This is a genomic window from Paenibacillus pasadenensis DSM 19293 (assembly GCF_000422485.1).
GTDB lineage: Bacteria > Bacillota > Bacilli > Paenibacillales > Paenibacillaceae > Paenibacillus_O > Paenibacillus_O pasadenensis.
The window spans coordinates 33,055-48,785 of the sequence record NZ_AULW01000060.1 but is presented as its reverse complement, the minus strand read 5'-3'; the positions used below and the strand labels follow the sequence as shown (position 1 = coordinate 48,785).

Annotated in this window: 16 protein-coding genes and 1 rRNA gene; all 17 read right to left on the bottom strand. The window is 64.6% G+C overall.

What is annotated here, in order from left to right; all coding sequences use genetic code 11:
* Positions 1-260 (bottom strand): 16S ribosomal RNA (locus H582_RS0109180); the annotation flags it as partial.
* Positions 261-503: 243 nt separating this feature from the next.
* A complete protein-coding gene (gene lysS, locus H582_RS0109175) occupies positions 504-2,015 on the bottom strand; it encodes a lysine--tRNA ligase (RefSeq protein ID WP_028598316.1) in 1,512 nt (503 codons plus the stop codon).
* A gap of 91 nt (positions 2,016-2,106) precedes the next feature.
* On the bottom strand, positions 2,107-2,583 hold the full coding sequence (gene greA, locus H582_RS0109170) for a transcription elongation factor GreA (RefSeq protein WP_028598315.1): 477 nt from the start codon (positions 2,581-2,583) through the stop codon (positions 2,107-2,109).
* A 278-nt stretch (positions 2,584-2,861) separates the two neighbouring features.
* Positions 2,862-3,857, bottom strand: coding sequence for a tRNA dihydrouridine synthase DusB (gene dusB, locus H582_RS0109165; RefSeq protein ID WP_028598314.1), 996 nt, complete (start codon positions 3,855-3,857; stop codon positions 2,862-2,864).
* Between the two features lie 16 nt (positions 3,858-3,873).
* Complete coding sequence (locus H582_RS0109160; protein ID WP_028598313.1) at positions 3,874-4,095, bottom strand: helix-turn-helix domain-containing protein; 222 nt, start codon at positions 4,093-4,095, stop codon at positions 3,874-3,876.
* Positions 4,047-4,625, bottom strand: coding sequence for a 2-amino-4-hydroxy-6-hydroxymethyldihydropteridine diphosphokinase (gene folK, locus H582_RS0109155; protein ID WP_028598312.1), 579 nt, complete (start codon positions 4,623-4,625; stop codon positions 4,047-4,049). The genes H582_RS0109160 and folK overlap by 49 nt, the downstream gene beginning before the upstream one ends.
* On the bottom strand, positions 4,603-4,989 hold the full coding sequence (gene folB / locus H582_RS0109150; RefSeq protein WP_028598311.1) for a dihydroneopterin aldolase: 387 nt from the start codon (positions 4,987-4,989) through the stop codon (positions 4,603-4,605). The genes folK and folB overlap by 23 nt, the downstream gene beginning before the upstream one ends.
* 4 nt (positions 4,990-4,993) lie before the next feature.
* Positions 4,994-5,860: a dihydropteroate synthase gene (gene folP, locus H582_RS0109145; protein ID WP_028598310.1), complete on the bottom strand. Its 867-nt coding sequence runs from the start codon at positions 5,858-5,860 to the stop codon at positions 4,994-4,996.
* Between the two features lie 45 nt (positions 5,861-5,905).
* Positions 5,906-6,802 carry an aminotransferase class IV gene (locus H582_RS0109140; protein ID WP_028598309.1) on the bottom strand — a complete coding sequence of 299 codons (897 nt, stop codon included), beginning with the start codon at positions 6,800-6,802 and terminating at the stop codon, positions 5,906-5,908.
* Entirely contained in the window at positions 6,799-7,380 is a 582-nt protein-coding gene (gene pabA / locus H582_RS0109135; RefSeq protein ID WP_028598308.1) for an aminodeoxychorismate/anthranilate synthase component II, read from the bottom strand. Before pabA ends, H582_RS0109140 begins: the two co-directional genes overlap by 4 nt.
* Positions 7,377-9,002, bottom strand: coding sequence for an anthranilate synthase component I family protein (locus tag H582_RS26725; protein WP_043111136.1), 1,626 nt, complete (start codon positions 9,000-9,002; stop codon positions 7,377-7,379). The genes pabA and H582_RS26725 overlap by 4 nt, the downstream gene beginning before the upstream one ends.
* 388 nt (positions 9,003-9,390) lie before the next feature.
* Positions 9,391-10,332, bottom strand: coding sequence for a cysteine synthase A (gene cysK, locus H582_RS0109125; protein ID WP_028598307.1), 942 nt, complete (start codon positions 10,330-10,332; stop codon positions 9,391-9,393).
* 138 nt (positions 10,333-10,470) lie between these two features.
* A complete protein-coding gene (locus H582_RS26720) occupies positions 10,471-11,451 on the bottom strand; it encodes a peptidylprolyl isomerase (protein ID WP_052333095.1) in 981 nt (326 codons plus the stop codon).
* A 13-nt stretch (positions 11,452-11,464) separates the two neighbouring features.
* Entirely contained in the window at positions 11,465-12,367 is a 903-nt protein-coding gene (gene hslO / locus H582_RS0109115; protein WP_028598306.1) for an Hsp33 family molecular chaperone HslO, read from the bottom strand.
* Between the two features lie 81 nt (positions 12,368-12,448).
* Positions 12,449-13,216: a type III pantothenate kinase gene (locus tag H582_RS0109110; RefSeq protein WP_028598305.1), complete on the bottom strand. Its 768-nt coding sequence runs from the start codon at positions 13,214-13,216 to the stop codon at positions 12,449-12,451.
* A 3-nt stretch (positions 13,217-13,219) separates the two neighbouring features.
* The gene (gene nadC, locus H582_RS0109105) at positions 13,220-14,116 is read right to left on the bottom strand and encodes a carboxylating nicotinate-nucleotide diphosphorylase (protein WP_240478984.1); all 897 of its coding nucleotides are present in this window, start codon (positions 14,114-14,116) and stop codon (positions 13,220-13,222) included.
* On the bottom strand, positions 14,097-15,722 hold the full coding sequence (nadB, locus tag H582_RS0109100) for an L-aspartate oxidase (protein WP_028598303.1): 1,626 nt from the start codon (positions 15,720-15,722) through the stop codon (positions 14,097-14,099). Before nadB ends, nadC begins: the two co-directional genes overlap by 20 nt.
* Between the last annotated feature and the right edge of the window lie 9 nt (positions 15,723-15,731).

The following is a 15,731-nucleotide window of genomic DNA, read 5'->3' as shown; positions in this document are numbered from 1 at the left end:
TCACCAACTAGCTAATGCGCCGCAGGCCCATCCCCGAGTAACAGATTGCTCCGTCTTTCCCGATCTCCCCAGGTGGGAAGACCGCGTATCTGGTATTAGCATCCGTTTCCGGAGGTTATCCCAGTCTCGAGGGCAGGTTGCCTACGTGTTACTCCCCCGTCCGCCGCTAACCTTGTCCCGAAGGATGAGGTCCGCTCGACTTGCATGTATTAGGCACGCCGCCAGCGTTCGTCCTGAGCCAGGATCAAACTCTCCATAAAGGTAGTTCGATGACTCATTATGAAGTTTTCGCATCCAAGGATGAGAAAAGCTTCGAACGTTGACTTGCTTCACTCGTTGTTCAGTTTTCAAAGAACAAATCATGCTTTATTGCTTTAGTTCGTCGTGCCTCTCAGCGGCGACTTAGATAATATATCACGCCCGCCCATAGAGATGCAAGTGTTTTTTGAAATTCTTTTTAAGAACGAAAAAGGCGCGCCGCATCAGGCGGCACGCCCGTTTCTTTATTCGTTTCTCATATGAGGGAACAGCAGCACATCGCGGATCGACGGGGAATCGGTCAGCAGCATGACGAGCCGGTCGATGCCGATGCCCAGGCCGCCAGTCGGCGGCATGCCGTACTCCAGCGCGCGGATGAAGTCATCGTCCATCTCATGCGCTTCGTCGTTGCCGGCTTCCTTTTCGACGAGCTGCGCCTCGAACCGCTGGCGCTGGTCGATCGGATCGTTGAGCTCCGTGAACGCATTGGCGTGCTCGCGCGAGACGATGAACAGCTCGAACCGATCGGTGAAGCGCGGATCCTGGTCGTTCTTCTTGGCCAGCGGCGAGATGTCGACCGGATGGCCCGTGACGAAGGTCGGCTGGACGAGCGTATGCTCCACGAACTGCTCGAAGAAGGCATTGACGATATGCCCGTACGTCATATGCGGCTCGATCGCGACCTTATGCTCCTTGGCCAGACGCTGGGCGTCCTCCAGAGAGAGCTGCTCGGTGAAGTCGACGCCGGTCGCATCCTTGATGAGCTCCATCATCGAGACGCGGCGCCAAGGCACGGTCAGATCGACCTGCTGGCCCTGGTATTCGATGACGGTCTTGCCGTGCACCTCTTGGGCGATATGGGCGATCAGATTCTCGGTCAGCGACATGATGTCCTTGTAGTCGGCATAGGCCTCGTACAGCTCGATCATCGTGAACTCCGGGTTATGGCGCGTGCTCATGCCTTCATTGCGGTAGACGCGGCCGATCTCGTAGACCTTCTCCAGTCCGCCGACGATGAGGCGCTTCAGATGCAGCTCGATCGCGATCCGCATGTAAAGCTGCATGTCGAGCGCGTTGTGATGCGTGATGAACGGACGGGCCGCCGCGCCGCCTGCGATGGCGTGGAGCGTCGGCGTCTCCACCTCCAGATAGCCGAGCGAGTCGAGATAGCGGCGCATCGACTGGATGATGCGGGAGCGCTGGATGAACGTCTGCTGGACGTCCGGATTCGTAATCAGGTCGACATAGCGCTGGCGATAGCGCTGCTCCACGTCCTTGAGGCCGTGGAACTTGTCCGGCAGAGGAAGCAGCGACTTGCTGAGCACGGTCACTTCCGCGGCCTTGACGGTAATCTCGCCCGTCTTGGTCTTGAACACGGTGCCGCTGACGCCCACGATGTCGCCGATGTCGAGCAGGTCGAACGCCTGGTACTGAGTCGCCTCGACCGTATCCTGGCGCACGTAGATCTGGATGCGTCCGGTCAAGTCCTGGATATGGGCAAATGCCGCCTTGCCCATGCCGCGCTTCTGCATGATGCGGCCCGCCAAGCTCACCTGAATCGCCTTCTCCTCCAGCTCCTCCTTGCTCAGATCGCCGTAGGCGGAGGCGATTCCGCCCGCGGTCGCGCTGCGCTCGAACTTCGCGCCGAACGGATCGACCCCCAGATCGCGCAGCTCGTCGAGCTTCGCGCGCCGAATGCGCAGCAGCTCGCTGAGGTCCTGCTCCTGTGTTTCCACCGTGCCGTTTTCCTGATTCAATTCCATTCATCTCCTTGTCGTTGCCCTTATCCATAAAAAAGCTCCCTAACATTTAGGAAGCTTGTGCTTGCCGATCGGTTGTAGGAGCCGCTTATTTCTTGATGTCTACGATACGGTACTGAATGGCGCCAGCAGGAACGCTTACTTCCACGGTCGTACCCTTCTTCTTGCCGAGAATCGCCCTGCCGAGCGGGCTCTCGTTGGAGATCTTGTTCTGAAGCGGATCGGACTCGGCCGTGCCGACGATCGTGTACTCCATCGTGTCGCCGAGCTCCAGGTCCTCGACCGTCACGATCGAGCCGACGCTCACCGTGTCGACGCCGATATCCTCATTGTTGATGATGCGCGCGTTGCGAAGCATCTTTTCCAGCGTAATAATGCGGCCTTCAATGAAAGCTTGCTCGTTTTTGGCATCTTCATACTCGGAGTTCTCGCTGATATCGCCATATCCAATCGCGACTTTGATCCGCTCGGCCACTTCACGGCGTTTGACCGATTTGAGATTCTCCAGTTCCTCTTCAAGCCTCTTGAGTCCGTCCTGAGTCAGAATCACTTCTTTGTCGCTCATTGCCGATTCTCCTGTCGTGGCGTATTTGCTTGGCACCCTGCTGATGGATCACGCAGATCATGAAAGAGGTAGCCGGGCCGCAAACGCGCGCCGGACGGCCCCAAGAACAGTCGGTGCAGGATTATATTGCAAGATTATATGCAATTGCTCCCGGCGTGTCAATGCGAGCGCATGGCGTCCTTGCCCTGCGCCTGTCCAAGCAAAAAGCACCCGTGGCGCCTCTGAAGCTCGGAGGACTGGCGGATGCCGGAACGGACTCCGAGTCCGAAGCGGCGGCGCTAGACCGCCGCCGACGCTTCTTCCTGACGGAGAGATTCGATATAGCTCTCGAGAATCCGGACCATGACGTCCCGGCTCGTTTCTTCCATGATGTGGTCCTTGATGCGGGCCGCGCCCTTGAGACCCTTGAGGTACCAGGCCAGATGCTTGCGCATCTCGCGGACGGCGACCGCTTCGCCCTTGAGCGCAATGAGCCTGTCCATATGAAGAATGGCGATCTCCATCTTCTCCTGGGCGTTGGGCTCTGGAAGCAGCTCGTCATGCGTGAGGTAATGGATCGTACGATACAGCATCCACGGGTTGCCGAGCGCCGCGCGTCCGATCATGACGCCGTCGCAGCCGGTCTCGGCGATCATGCGCTTGGCATCCTCCGGCGAGTTCACGTCGCCGTTGCCGATGACCGGGATGCCGACCGCTTCCTTGACCTGGCGGATATAGCTCCAGTCCGCATGTCCGGTGTAGAGCTGCTCGCGCGTCCGGCCGTGGACGCTGACCGCCTTGCCGCCTGCACGCTCGACTGCGAGCGCGTTGTCCACGACGAAGATATGCTCGCTGTCCCAGCCGATGCGCATCTTGACCGTGACCGGCTTCTGGACGGCGTCGACGACGGCGCTGACCATGTCGTAGATCTTGTTCGGATCGAGCAGCCAGCGCGCGCCGGCGTCGCATTTGGTCACTTTAGGGACCGGGCAGCCCATGTTGATGTCGATGATGTCGGCGTTGGTCTCCTTGTCGACGACTTTGGCCGCTTGCACGAGCGAGTCGCGGTCGCCTCCGAAAATCTGCAGGCTGAGCGGCTTTTCGCGCTCATCCACGAACAGCATCTCGCGCGTGCGCTTGTTGCCGTGCACGATCGCCTTGTCGCTCACCATCTCCGCGCAGACGAGCCCGGTTCCGAACTCCTTGGCGATCAGGCGGAACGCCGGATTGCAGACGCCGGCCATCGGCGCGAGCACGACATTGTTCTTCATTTGGATATCGCCTATCTTAAGCATGTTGCCTACCTCTTTTCTATCGCAGACCGCCGCTGGCCGCGGCCGTCAACTCTTCATAATCGATGCCGAGCGTGTCGGCGATGCGCGCCAGCAGCTTCGGCTCCGGCCTGCGCGTGCCGCGCTCGAGCGAGCCGAGCACGGCGACCGAGACGTCCAGCTTGTCGGCGAGCTCCTGCTGCGTGTAGCCTTTCAGCTTCCGGAAGGCGCGGACCCGCTGCGCCAGTTGATCGTGTTCCATCGGGCAATGCCTTCCTTTCCTTCCCGTAATGCCGCCTCGGCCATCGCCTCGGCCCGTTCCAGAAGGGGATGATCCTTCTCCAGCACGTCCGCCAGCGGCGTCATCACGAACGCCCGCTCCAGCATCCGCGGATGGGGCAGCTCGAGCTCCGGCGTATCGATGCGGGCATCGGCGTGCAGCAGCAGGTCGAGGTCGATGACGCGCGGGCCGTTGCGGAACTCCCGCACCCGTCCGAGCGCCAGCTCCAGCTCCAGCATCCGCCGCAGCAGCGCCAGCGGATCGAGCGTCGTCGACAGGCGGGCCGCCATGTTGAGAAACGCCGGCTGATCGGCATATCCGACCGGGTCGGTCTCGTAGGCGCAGGAAACGTCGGCGACGGAAATGCCGTCCGAGGCGTCGAGCAGCTGCAGCGCGCGCGCCAGCATCCCGCTGCGGTCTCCGAGATTGGAGCCGAGCGCGATGTAGGCGGAGCAAGCCGCTGCGCGCGGAGCTTCGGCGGCCGGCCCGCTAGGCGGGAACGATTTGTCCATGCTCATCCCGCTTTCGGACCAGTTCGACGACGACTCCGTCGAAGAAGATCTCGAACGGAGGATTAGGCTTGGTGACGCGAACGGTCAATTCGTTAATGCCAGTATAAGTGTCCAGCAGCACCGTTGCAATACGCCCGGCCAGCGCCTCGATCAGCTTGAACGGCGGCCCTTCCACGATCTGCTTGGTCCGCGCATGCAGCTCGGCGTAGTTGATGGAGTGCTCCAGCTCGTCGGTGCGGGCGGCCATTTCCAGGTCCAGCTTGAGGCTGAGATCGACGCGGAACTGCTGGCCGAGCTTGTTCTCCTCCGGGAAAACGCCGTGATAGCCGTAGAAGCGCATGCCAGTAAGTGTCATTGTATCCATTCGATTACCGTCCCATCCTTTCGTAGACCATGGCGTCCATCATTGCGGCCGTGCGCTTGATCGCGCCGACATCATGCACGCGCACGATCTGGCAGCCTTGGGCGATGCCGAGCGCGACCGTCGCCGCCGTGCCTTCGGCAAGCTCGTCCACAGGCAGGCCGAGCGTATCGCGGATGAACCGCTTGCGCGACGTGCCGAGCAGCACCGGATAGCCGAGCTCCGACAGCTCCGACAGCCGGCCCATAAGCTCGAGGTTGTCTTCATGCGTCTTGGCGAAGCCGATGCCCGGATCGAGCCAGATGTCCCGCTCCCGCACGCCTGCGGCCAGCGCGATCTCCACGCTGCGCTGCAGATCGGCGATGACGTCCGGCACCAGGTCGCGGTAGTCGCGCGCCGCGCGGTTGTGGCTGAGGATGACCGGACAGCCGAACTCGGCCGCCACCCGCGCCATTTCGGGATCGTCGCGCAGCCCCCAGATGTCGTTGATGATATGGGCGCCGGCCTCGAGCGCGGCGCGCGCCGTCGCCGGCTTGTACGTATCGATCGAGAGGGGCAGCTCCGGCAGCTCCGTCCGCAGGCGCCGGATGAGCGGCACGACGCGGCGGATCTCCTCCTCGAGCGGCACCGGCGTGAAGCCCGGCCGCGTCGACTCGCCGCCTACGTCGATCAGGTCCGCGCCCTGCTCCGCCATGAGCCGGGCATGCTCCAGCGCCGCGTCTCCCTCGTGATGCCGGCCGCCGTCCGAGAACGAATCCGGCGTCGCGTTGAGGATGCCCATGACGAGCGTCCGCCTCCCGACGGCAAGCTTCGTCCCGTCCGCCCATTCGTAGCTCCGTTCGGGAACGGCATGCTCCGGTTGTCTTCTATACATAGGCTTGCCTCCTCGCCGCCGACGGCGGCTTCATTTGCAGCTCTTTCAGGTGTCCGCAGAAGGCCGCGAGCCGGCGTCCTCCCGATACTGCGCCAGCAGCTCGCGGACGACCGGACCGGCAGCGCGGCCGGCGCGCGGATGTGCGGGCTCTCCGTCCAATCCGGCCAGCGTCGTGACCGGCACGAGCTCCTGCACCGAGTTCGTCGTCCACACCTCGTCGGCTTCCAGCAGCGCCTCCCAGCTCCAGCGTCCCTCGCGGACGGGATGACCGGCGGCTTGCGCCAGCTCGAGCACCCGCTCCCGCGTGATGCCGGGCAGGATGCCCGTGTCGAGCGATGGCGTGCGGACTTCGCCGTCTGCGACAAAAAACAGATTGCTGACGATTCCTTCCGCGAGCCGGCCGTCCGCGGTCAGCATCAGGCCCTCGGCTCCCGGAGCCGCATCCGTATCCGCCAGCTCCCGCTTGGCGGCGATGCAATTCATATAATGAAGCGACTTCAGCCGCGTGGCGAGCTCCGGCGTATTGCGCGGAGTCCGCAGCAGGCGCAGCTCCCGGCCCCGCTCGTACAAGCCGGGAGCCGCCGCCGGCAGCGGCTTGACCATGACGAGCTCCTGCGGCTCCTCGTAATCTCCCGCCGGCAGGCCTAGGCCGCCGTCTCCGGCGGAGACGGTCAGCCGCACGTACGCGTCGCCTGGCAGCCCGTTCGCCTCCGCCGTCCGGCGGATCAGCGCCTCCAGCCGCTCCGCGTCCGGCTCGTACCGGATGCGCAGCTCCCGGCAGCCTTCGGCGAGCCGCCGCAGATGCCGCTCCAGCAAATACGGCCTGCCGCCGTAGGTGCGGAACGTCTCGAACAGGCCCATGCCATACAAAAAGCCGTGGTCGAATGCCGAGATGCGGGCATCTCCGGCGCTCACCACGGCTCCGTTATAGGCGATCTTCATTTCGAAGCCGGGGCCTTTTCCGCCAGGAAGCTGCGCAGCATGGAGAGGCCGTTCTCGGTGATGATCGACTCGGGATGGAACTGCACGCCCTCCACCGGGTAGCGCTTGTGGCGCAGCCCCATGATCTCTCCCTCGGCCGTCTCGGCCGTAATCTCCAGCTCGTCCGGCAGCGTCTCGCGGCGCACGATGAGGGAGTGGTAGCGGGTCGCCGTGAACGGGGACGGCAGGCCTTGGAACACGCCCCGGCCCGTATGGTGGATCGGAGAGGTCTTGCCGTGCATGAGCCGCTCCGCGCGCACGACCTCGCCGCCGAACGCCTGTCCGATCGCCTGATGGCCGAGGCAGACGCCGAGGATCGGAATCTCGCCCTTGAAGCGCTCGATCAGCGCGAGGCTGATGCCCGCCTCGTTGGGAGAGCACGGCCCCGGAGAGATGAGGATGTGGTCCGGAGCGAGCTGGGCGATCTCGTCCAGCGTGATCTCGTCGTTGCGCTTGACGAGGATGTCTTGCTTGAGCTCTCCCAGATACTGCACCAGATTGTACGTAAAGGAGTCGTAGTTGTCGATGACCAGGATCATGCGTCCATCCCCCTGTCGATTGATGCCGAGCCGTGCAGCCCGGCGTAGTGGAAGGCGCGCCAGAGCGCCCTTGCCTTGCTGATCGATTCGCGGTATTCCCGCTCGGGATCGGAATCGATCACGATGCCGGCGCCCGCCTGGATGTGCGCGACGCGGTCCTTGACCGCCATCGTGCGGATAATAATATTAAATTCCATATCCCCGCTATAGTCAATCCAGCCCATCGAGCCCGTATACGGCCCCCGGCGCACCGGCTCGAGCTCCTCGATGATCTCCATCGTGCGGATTTTGGGCGCTCCGGTAATCGTGCCCCCGGGGAAGACGGCGCGCATGACGTCAAACGCGTCCCGGCCCGGCATGAGCTCCCCGTTCACCTGCGAGACGAGATGCATCACATGCGAGTAGCGCTCCACGACCATCAGCTCCTCGACGCGCACGGTGCCGTAGCGGGACACCCGGCCGAGATCGTTGCGCTCCAGGTCGACCAGCATGATATGCTCGGCCGTCTCCTTTTCGTTCGTGCGCAGCTCGAGCTCCAGCTCGGCGTCCTCCTCCGGCGTGCGGCCGCGGCGGCGGGTGCCGGCGATCGGCCGCGTGTACAGCTTCCCGTCCGCGAGCTCGACGAGCAGTTCCGGCGAAGCGGAGACGAGCTGGAATTCCGGCGTCCGCAGCAGGCCCATGTACGGCGACGGATTGATGAGGCGCAGCCATTCGTACAGCTCCTCCGGCGAGGCTTCCATGGCTTTTTGCTGCCGCAGCGAAAGGTTCACCTGGAACACGTCGCCTGCCGCGATGTAGCGCTGGATGGCGCGCACGGCGTCCTTGTACCGCTCGCGGGGAAAAGGACTGGTCGCATCCGCGGGAACGTCCGGGAAAGGAAGCTCGGCGCCCGCTTCCGTCCGCTCCAGCAGCTCCCGGCGGGAGCCGGCATGATGCAGCGAAGCCGGCGACGAAGCCCAGGCGGCCCATTGCTCCAGCAACTCGAGCGCGCGGGCGGCAGCCGCGTCGTAGGCTAATCTGAGGGCCGCCTCGCCGGCGGCGGCCTCCGAGCCTTCGCCCGCCAGGGCGGCCAGGGGAGCCTGCACGGCGGCATAAACGCAGCGCCGCTCGCGGTCATGGATCCACAGCTCGTCCAGCTGCAGGAACAGCGCCTCGGGCAGCTCCAGGTCATCGGCCGCCAGCTCCGGCAGCCGCTCGATGGCGCGCGCCACGTCGTAGCTCCAGTAGCCGGCGATGCCGCCTGCGAACTTCGGACCGCCCGGCAGGCGCGGCGCCTTGCGCCCGTCCATCCAGCGGCGCACCGCCTCGAGCGGATCGGCGGCGATGGCCTGCGACGGCTCGTAGCCGCCGGCAGCGCTGCGCGTCCATACCTGCGCCTCGCCGCCCTTGGCCCGCAGCACGGCCGCCGGTTGCCGGCCCAGATACGTATAGCGGCCCGTCTTGCCGCTTTCGAGCAGGATCGAATACGGCTCCTGCTCGTGCCATGCCGCCTCCCATGAAGCCGGCAGCGCTTCTCCGTACGGCAGGTCCATTCGCGCCAGCACCGGCAGCGACGCGTAGCTCGTTCCGTCTCGCAGCCATTCCTGCCACTGCTCCCATGAGATGCAGATGTTCCCCTTCATTCGTTGCGCCTACCTCGCCTTCCGTGCTCGCTCTCTGTCTATCGCCTGATCGTATCGTGTCGTCGGTGCAAAATCAAGAGTAGAACGCAACCGATTCCCGCTTCGCGGACGGGAACTCGTTCCGATCTCCCTGGAGCCCAGATTCCTGTGAATGTATTCTCCCAGAAAGGAAGGAATCCGGCCTCCAAGGGAACCGCTGCCGCTTCTCCACGAGCCCCCGTCCGCTTCGCTCTTCGGTTTCAACTATTGCCTATGGGCTGGCTTCCAGAAGGATCGGAGAAAGGCTCGGCTTGCGCAGCGAAATGGCTTGTCTGCAGGACGTCTTCTTTTCAATGAAAAAACCGCCGGTCCCCTCCCGAAGGAAAGGCCGGCGGCCGGAAATGAAGGATTAGTTCTCGAAGTTGAACAGCGCGGTGCTCAGGTAGCGCTCGCCGTTGGAAGGAACGACCGCGATGACGCGCTTGCCCGGTCCGAGCTTGGCTGCGACCTGCAGCGCGGCGGAGATGGCGGCGCCGGAGCTGATGCCGACGAGCAGGCCCTCTTCCTTGGCGGCGCGGCGAGCGTAGTCGAACGCTTCTTCATTTTCGACGGTGATGACTTCGTCGTAGATGTCGCGGTTCAGGATATCCGGGATGAAGTTGGCGCCGATGCCCTGGATCTTGTGGCCGCCCGGCTTGCCGCCCGACAGCAGCGGAGATGCCGAAGGCTCGACCGCGACGATCTTGATGTCCGGGAAGCTCTGGCGGAGCACTTCGCCGGTGCCGCTGATCGTGCCGCCCGTGCCGATGCCGGCGACGAACGCATCGAGCTTGCCGTCCAGCGAGTTGATCGCTTCCACGATCTCAGGTCCTGTCGTCTCGCGGTGAATTTTGACGTTCGCCGGGTTTTTGAACTGCTGCGGCAGGAAGTAGTCTTCGTTCTCGGCCGCGAGCTGCTCGGCCTTCTTGACCGCGCCGTTCATGCCCTCGGCTCCCGGCGTCAGCACGAGCTCCGCGCCATAGGCGCGCAGCAGGTTGCGCCGCTCAAGGCTCATCGTCTCCGGCATGACGAGGACGGCACGATAGCCCTTGGCCGCTGCGACCATGGCCAGGCCGATGCCCGTGTTGCCGCTCGTCGGCTCGACGATCGTCGAGACGCCCGGCTTGATCAGGCCTTGCTCCTCGGCGACGTTGATCATGCTGATTGCGATGCGGTCCTTGACGCTGGATCCCGGATTCTGATACTCAAGCTTCACATATACTTCCGCGCTGCCTTCCGGCACCAAGCGGTTCAAGCGGACAAGCGGAGTATCTCCGATCAGTTCGGTCACATTCTGCACAATTCTGGCCATCGTCCAACTGCCTCCTCATCTATATTCCGACTAAAATAGTAGGTTATTAGCTGTTTCTATCTTAACAAGGCCTTTCGGCCCTTGTCAAGCCTGCGATGAAGAGACCTTTGGCCAATGTCAAAGTCTAACGCAAAACCGCTATCCGCTGGCCGATGGGGCCGGCTGCGGGGAGGCGTCGGCGCCCGTCCGAGCGCCGTATTGACGCAGCAGCCGCTGCTCGCCTTCCTTCAGCGAGCCCGCCTCGTCGAGAGCGATGAGGCGCCGCACCTTGGAGCGCAGCACCTGCTCGTCCAGCGCCGGCGGCGACTCGCGCTCCAGCAGCTGCACGAGGGCGAATCCGCCCTCTACCTCCGCCGGCCCGCCGAGCTCGCCCTCCGCCAGCTCCGCCGCCGCGGCCGCCGCGCCCGGATCGAGGAACGGGTCGCCTTCCTCGACGACGCCGAGATCGCCGCCGAGCTCCGCCGTCGCTTCGTCGAGCGAGTGCCGGCGGGCCAGCTCGGCGAAATCCTCGCCGGCCTCCAGCCGGCCGAGCAGCGCCTCGGCTTCCGCGCGGGAAGCGCTGACGATCCAGCGCAGATGGGCGCGCGGAGCCGGCCGCAGCTCCGCTTCATGCTCCTGCAGATACGCATCGACCTGCGCGTCGCTGACGACGATGCCTTGGGTCATCCACTTTTCCATCAGGAGGCGGTACATCGCTTCCTCATATACCTCGTCCCGGTCCAGGCCGAACTGGCTCTCCATCTCGCGGTAGAAGCCCTCTTCGTCGCCGTAGCCTTCCATCTGCGCCTGCAGCTCCGCCTCGATCTCGGCTTCCGTCACGGCCAGGCCGGCCTTGGCGCTCTCCTGATCGAGCGCGGAGCGGATCATCATCGTCTGCAGCACGCTCTCCCCGTACTGATCGCGCAGCCGCGCCGCCAGCTCCGACTCCGCGATCACATCGCTGCCGACGACAGCGGCCGTACCGTCGCCTCCGTCCTCTCCGTTCTCCCCGACCTGCGCTCCGACAGGCACGAGGACCGGCTCGCCGCGCAGCTGCCCCGCCAGCACGAACGCGGCCAGCACGATCATGCAGGCCGCCTGAAGGCCGATGATCGTTTTCAACGCCTTGTCTCTGCCCATGCTCCGCTTCCCTCTATTTCCCGCTTTCCGAAGTCGCTTCCTGCAGCAGCCTCTCCAGCTTGGTGCGATCGAACACATACGCTTCATTGCAGAAATGACACTGAACCTCCGCCTCGCCGTCCTCCTCGATCAGCTGGCGCAGCTCGGCCTCGCCGAGGCTGACGAGCGTCTGCTCCACGCGCTCCTCGCTGCACGGGCAGGCAAAGCCGACCGGCAGCGTCTCATGCACCGTCAGCTCGTCGCCGACGACCCAGCGCAAAATCTCTTCCGGCGTCTCGCCCTGGTCCAGCAGCGCCGTCACATGCGGCAGATGGCCGAGCGCATGCTCGAGACGGGTGATCTCCGCGTCGCTGAGGCCCGGCAGCAGCTGGATGATGAAGCCGCCGGCATGCAGCACGCTGCCGTCCACGTCCACGAGCACGCCGACGCCGACCGCCGAGGGCGTCTGCTCCGAGGAGGCGAAGTAATAGGTGAAATCCTCGCCGAGCTCCCCCGAGATGATCGGCACGCTGCCGCGGTACGGCTCCTTGAGCCCGAGATCCTTGGTCACATGCACATAGCCGGTCGTGCCGACGACGCCGGCGACATCCAGCTTGCCCTGCGCGTTCGGAGGCAGATGCGCCTGCGGGTTGTCGACGTAGCCGCGAACTTCGCCGCGGGCGTTGGCGTCGACGACGATCGCGCCGATCGGTCCGTCGCCCTTGACCTGCAGCGTCAGCTTCTCCTCGCCTTTGAGCATGATGCCCATCATCGCGCCGATGGCCGCCGTGCGGCCGAGCGCGGCCGATGCGGTCGGAAGCGTGCCGTGGCGGCGCTGCAGCTCGCGCGTAAGCTCCGTCGTGCGCGCGGCGAAGACGCGGATCTTGCCGCCCCACGCCGTCCCGCGCACCAGATAGTCCTTCGTCGTGTCGCTCATGCGATCCCTCCTGTCCGGATTCGTCCCGGTAAAATGAATCGGCGCCCCGTCCAAGCCGGACAGGGGCGTCGATGGATGAAGTCAGTCCTGATTGCGCTCGTAGATGAGGCGCAGCCCCTCGAGCGTCAGCAAATGGTCGACCCGCTCGATCGTCTCCGACTCCGCGGCGATCAGATCGGCGAGCCCGCCGGTTGCGACGACGCGGGGATGGTTGTCGAACTCCTTGCGGATGCGCCGCACGATGCCGTCGACCTGGCCCGCATAGCCGAAAATGATGCCCGCCTGCATCGAGGTGACCGGATTGCGGCCGATGACGCTGCGCGGCTTGACGAGCTCGATGCGCGGCAGCTTCGCCGCCTTTTGGTACAGCGCCTCGGTCGAGATGCCGATGCCGGGGACGATCGCTCCGCCAAGGTACGCTCCGCTCTCGTCGATGTAGTCGAACGTCGTCGCCGTACCGAAGTCGACGACGATGAGCGGGGCGCCGTACTTCTCTATGCCGGCGACGGAATTGACGATGCGGTCGGCGCCGACCTCGCGCGGATTCTCGTAGCGGATGTTCAGCCCGGTCTTGATGCCGGGGCCGATGACGAGCGGCGCATGCTTGAGATAGGTCGTGGACAGCTGCTCGAGCGTCCGCATGAGCGGCGGCACGACCGACGAGACGACGACGCCGCGGATCTCGTCCAGCGAGATGCCCGCATAGTGGAACAGGTTGTACACCATCATTCCGTATTCGTCGCTCGTCGCCGAGCGGTTCGTGCTCATCCGCCAGTGATGGAGCAGTTCGCTGCCGCGATAGATGCCGAGCACGATGTTCGTGTTGCCTACGTCAATGACGACGATCACCGCTTACGCCCTCCCTTTTTTGCCGCCGAGGTCGAGGCTGATGTCGAGCGAGCGGAACGAGTAGGTGAGCCCGCCGACGGAAATGACGTCCACGCCCGTCTCCGCGATGCCTCGCACCGTCTCCAGCGAGACCCCGCCGGACGCCTCGACGATGACATGAGGGGCGCGGCCGCGAATAAGGGCGACCGCCTCGCGCATGAGCTCCGGCTCCATATTGTCGAGCATGATGATGTCCGCTCCGCTGTCGAGCGCCTGGCCGACCTCGCCCAGCGATTCGGTCTCGACCTCGATCTTCATCGTATGGGGAATCGCCGCCCGCGCGGCCGCCACGGCCGCCTCGATGCCTCCGGCTCCCTTGATATGGTTGTCCTTGATCATGACGGCGTCGTACAGGCCGAACCGGTGGTTCGAGCCGCCCCCGACGCGCACCGCGTACTTCTCCAGGCGGCGATGGCCCGGCGTCGTCTTGCGCGTGTCGACGAGGCGCGTCGGAAGGCCGCCGAGCGCATCGATGAACTGCCTCGTCTTCGTCGCGATGCCGGACAGCCGCTGCATCAGGTTGAGCGCCAGGCGCTCACCCGTCAGGATGCTGTGCGTGCGGCCCGAGACCTCGGCGATGACCGTGCCCTTGGCTACGGCATCGCCGTCGCGTACGAGCGCGGTGAAGACGAGCTCCGGATCGACGACGCCGAACACCGCCTGCGCGACCGGCAGTCCGGCGACGATGCCGTCTTCCTTGACGTGGATGACAGCCTTCATCACGCTGTCCGCCGGAATCGTCGAGCGCGTCGTGATGTCGCCGGTGCCGATGTCCTCGGCCAGCCAGGCGCGGATGCTCTCGCGCAGTCCCGTATCGTATCCTTCCAAGCCGAGTCCGTGCTCAGCGGATCGCTGCATCATCGATCTTCTCCTCCGTCTGGCCCTGCACTCGATGCAGCACCGTATGCTTGCGCCAACGCCCGTCGTCCCGCTGCGGGAAGTCCACGCGGTAGTGCGCGCCGCGGCTTTCCTCGCGCGCCGCGGCGGATTCCGCCGTCAGCAAGGCGTTCGTCAGCAGATTGGCAAACTCGAAATCTTCGCGCTTCGTCATCTCCGTCGTGAAAAACGGCAGCTGCCGCTTCAGCTCGCCCAGTCCTTTGGCGAGACTGTCCGCGCTGCGGCGCAGGCCGATGTAGCGGACCATCACCTTCTGCAGCTTGAGCCGCTTCTCGACGACGGCCTGCCGCGACACGGCGTCATGGCCCGCGCGCTCCTCGCGCACGCGAACCTCGCCCTCCAGCGGAGGCAGCTCGTGGATGCGGTGGATGATGCGGCGGCCGAACACGATCGCCTCGGACAGCGAGTTGCTGGCCAGCCGGTTCGCGCCGTGCACGCCGGTCGAAGACACCTCGCCGCAGGCGAACAGGCGGCGGATGTTCGTTTCCCCGTTCAGATCGGTGCGTACGCCGCCCATCGTATAATGCGCGGCCGGAGCGACCGGGATCCAGTCCGTCGTCAGGTCGAGCCCGTACTGCAGGCAGGTCTCGTAGATCGTCGGGAAGCGATGGCGCACCATCTCCTCGGATTCATGCGTGACGTCGAGATAGACAAATGTCGCGCCGGTCTGCTCCAGCTCGCTGACGATCGCGTTGGCGACGACGTCGCGCGGCGCGAGCTCCAGCTGCGGGTGGTACCGCTCCATGAAGCGCTCTCCGTGGATGTTGCGCAGCACCGCTCCCTCGCCGCGCACCGCCTCGGAGATGAGGAAGCGCGGCGCGCCCGGATAACAGAGCGTCGTCGGGTGGAACTGGATGAACTCCATGTCCCGGATGTAGGCGCCGGCCCGGTAGGCCATCGCCACGCCGTCGCCGGTCGCCACCTCGGGATTGGTCGTATAGCGGTACATCTGCCCGGTGCCGCCGGTGCAAAGGATCGTCGCCTTGCCGCGCACGAACACCCGGCTTCCGTCCGGCTTCTGCACGAGCGCGCCGCAGCATTCGCCGTCCCGCGTGATGAGGTCGATCGCGAAATGGTCGTCCCATACCTCGATGTCCTCGTTCGCCAGCGCGCGCTCGGACAGCGCGCGCACGATCTCGTAGCCGGTCGCGTCGCCGTTGGCGTGCAGGATGCGGCGCTGGCTGTGCGCGCCTTCCTTGGTCAGGGCGAACTCGCCGTTCTCGCGGTCGAACTGCGTGCCCATGTTGATGAGCGTGCGGATGCCTTTCGGCCCTTCATGGACGAGCACCCCGACGGCGTCCTCGTCGCATAGCCCGGCTCCGGCGACGAGCGTATCCTGAAGATGGAACTCCGGCTTGTCCTCGTCGGAGATGACGGCCGCGATGCCGCCCTGGGCGTAGCGGGTATTGCTGTCGAGGAGCGATTTTTTGGTGATCATGAGCACCGAGCCGCGCTCGCTCGCCCGCAGGGCGGTGAAAAGGCCGGCGATGCCGGCCCCGATGACGATGACGTCCTTCTCGACGACAGGCAGGGCGTCCAGGTCGAGCTCCACCAGATATCTAGGAATCATAGGTCGGTT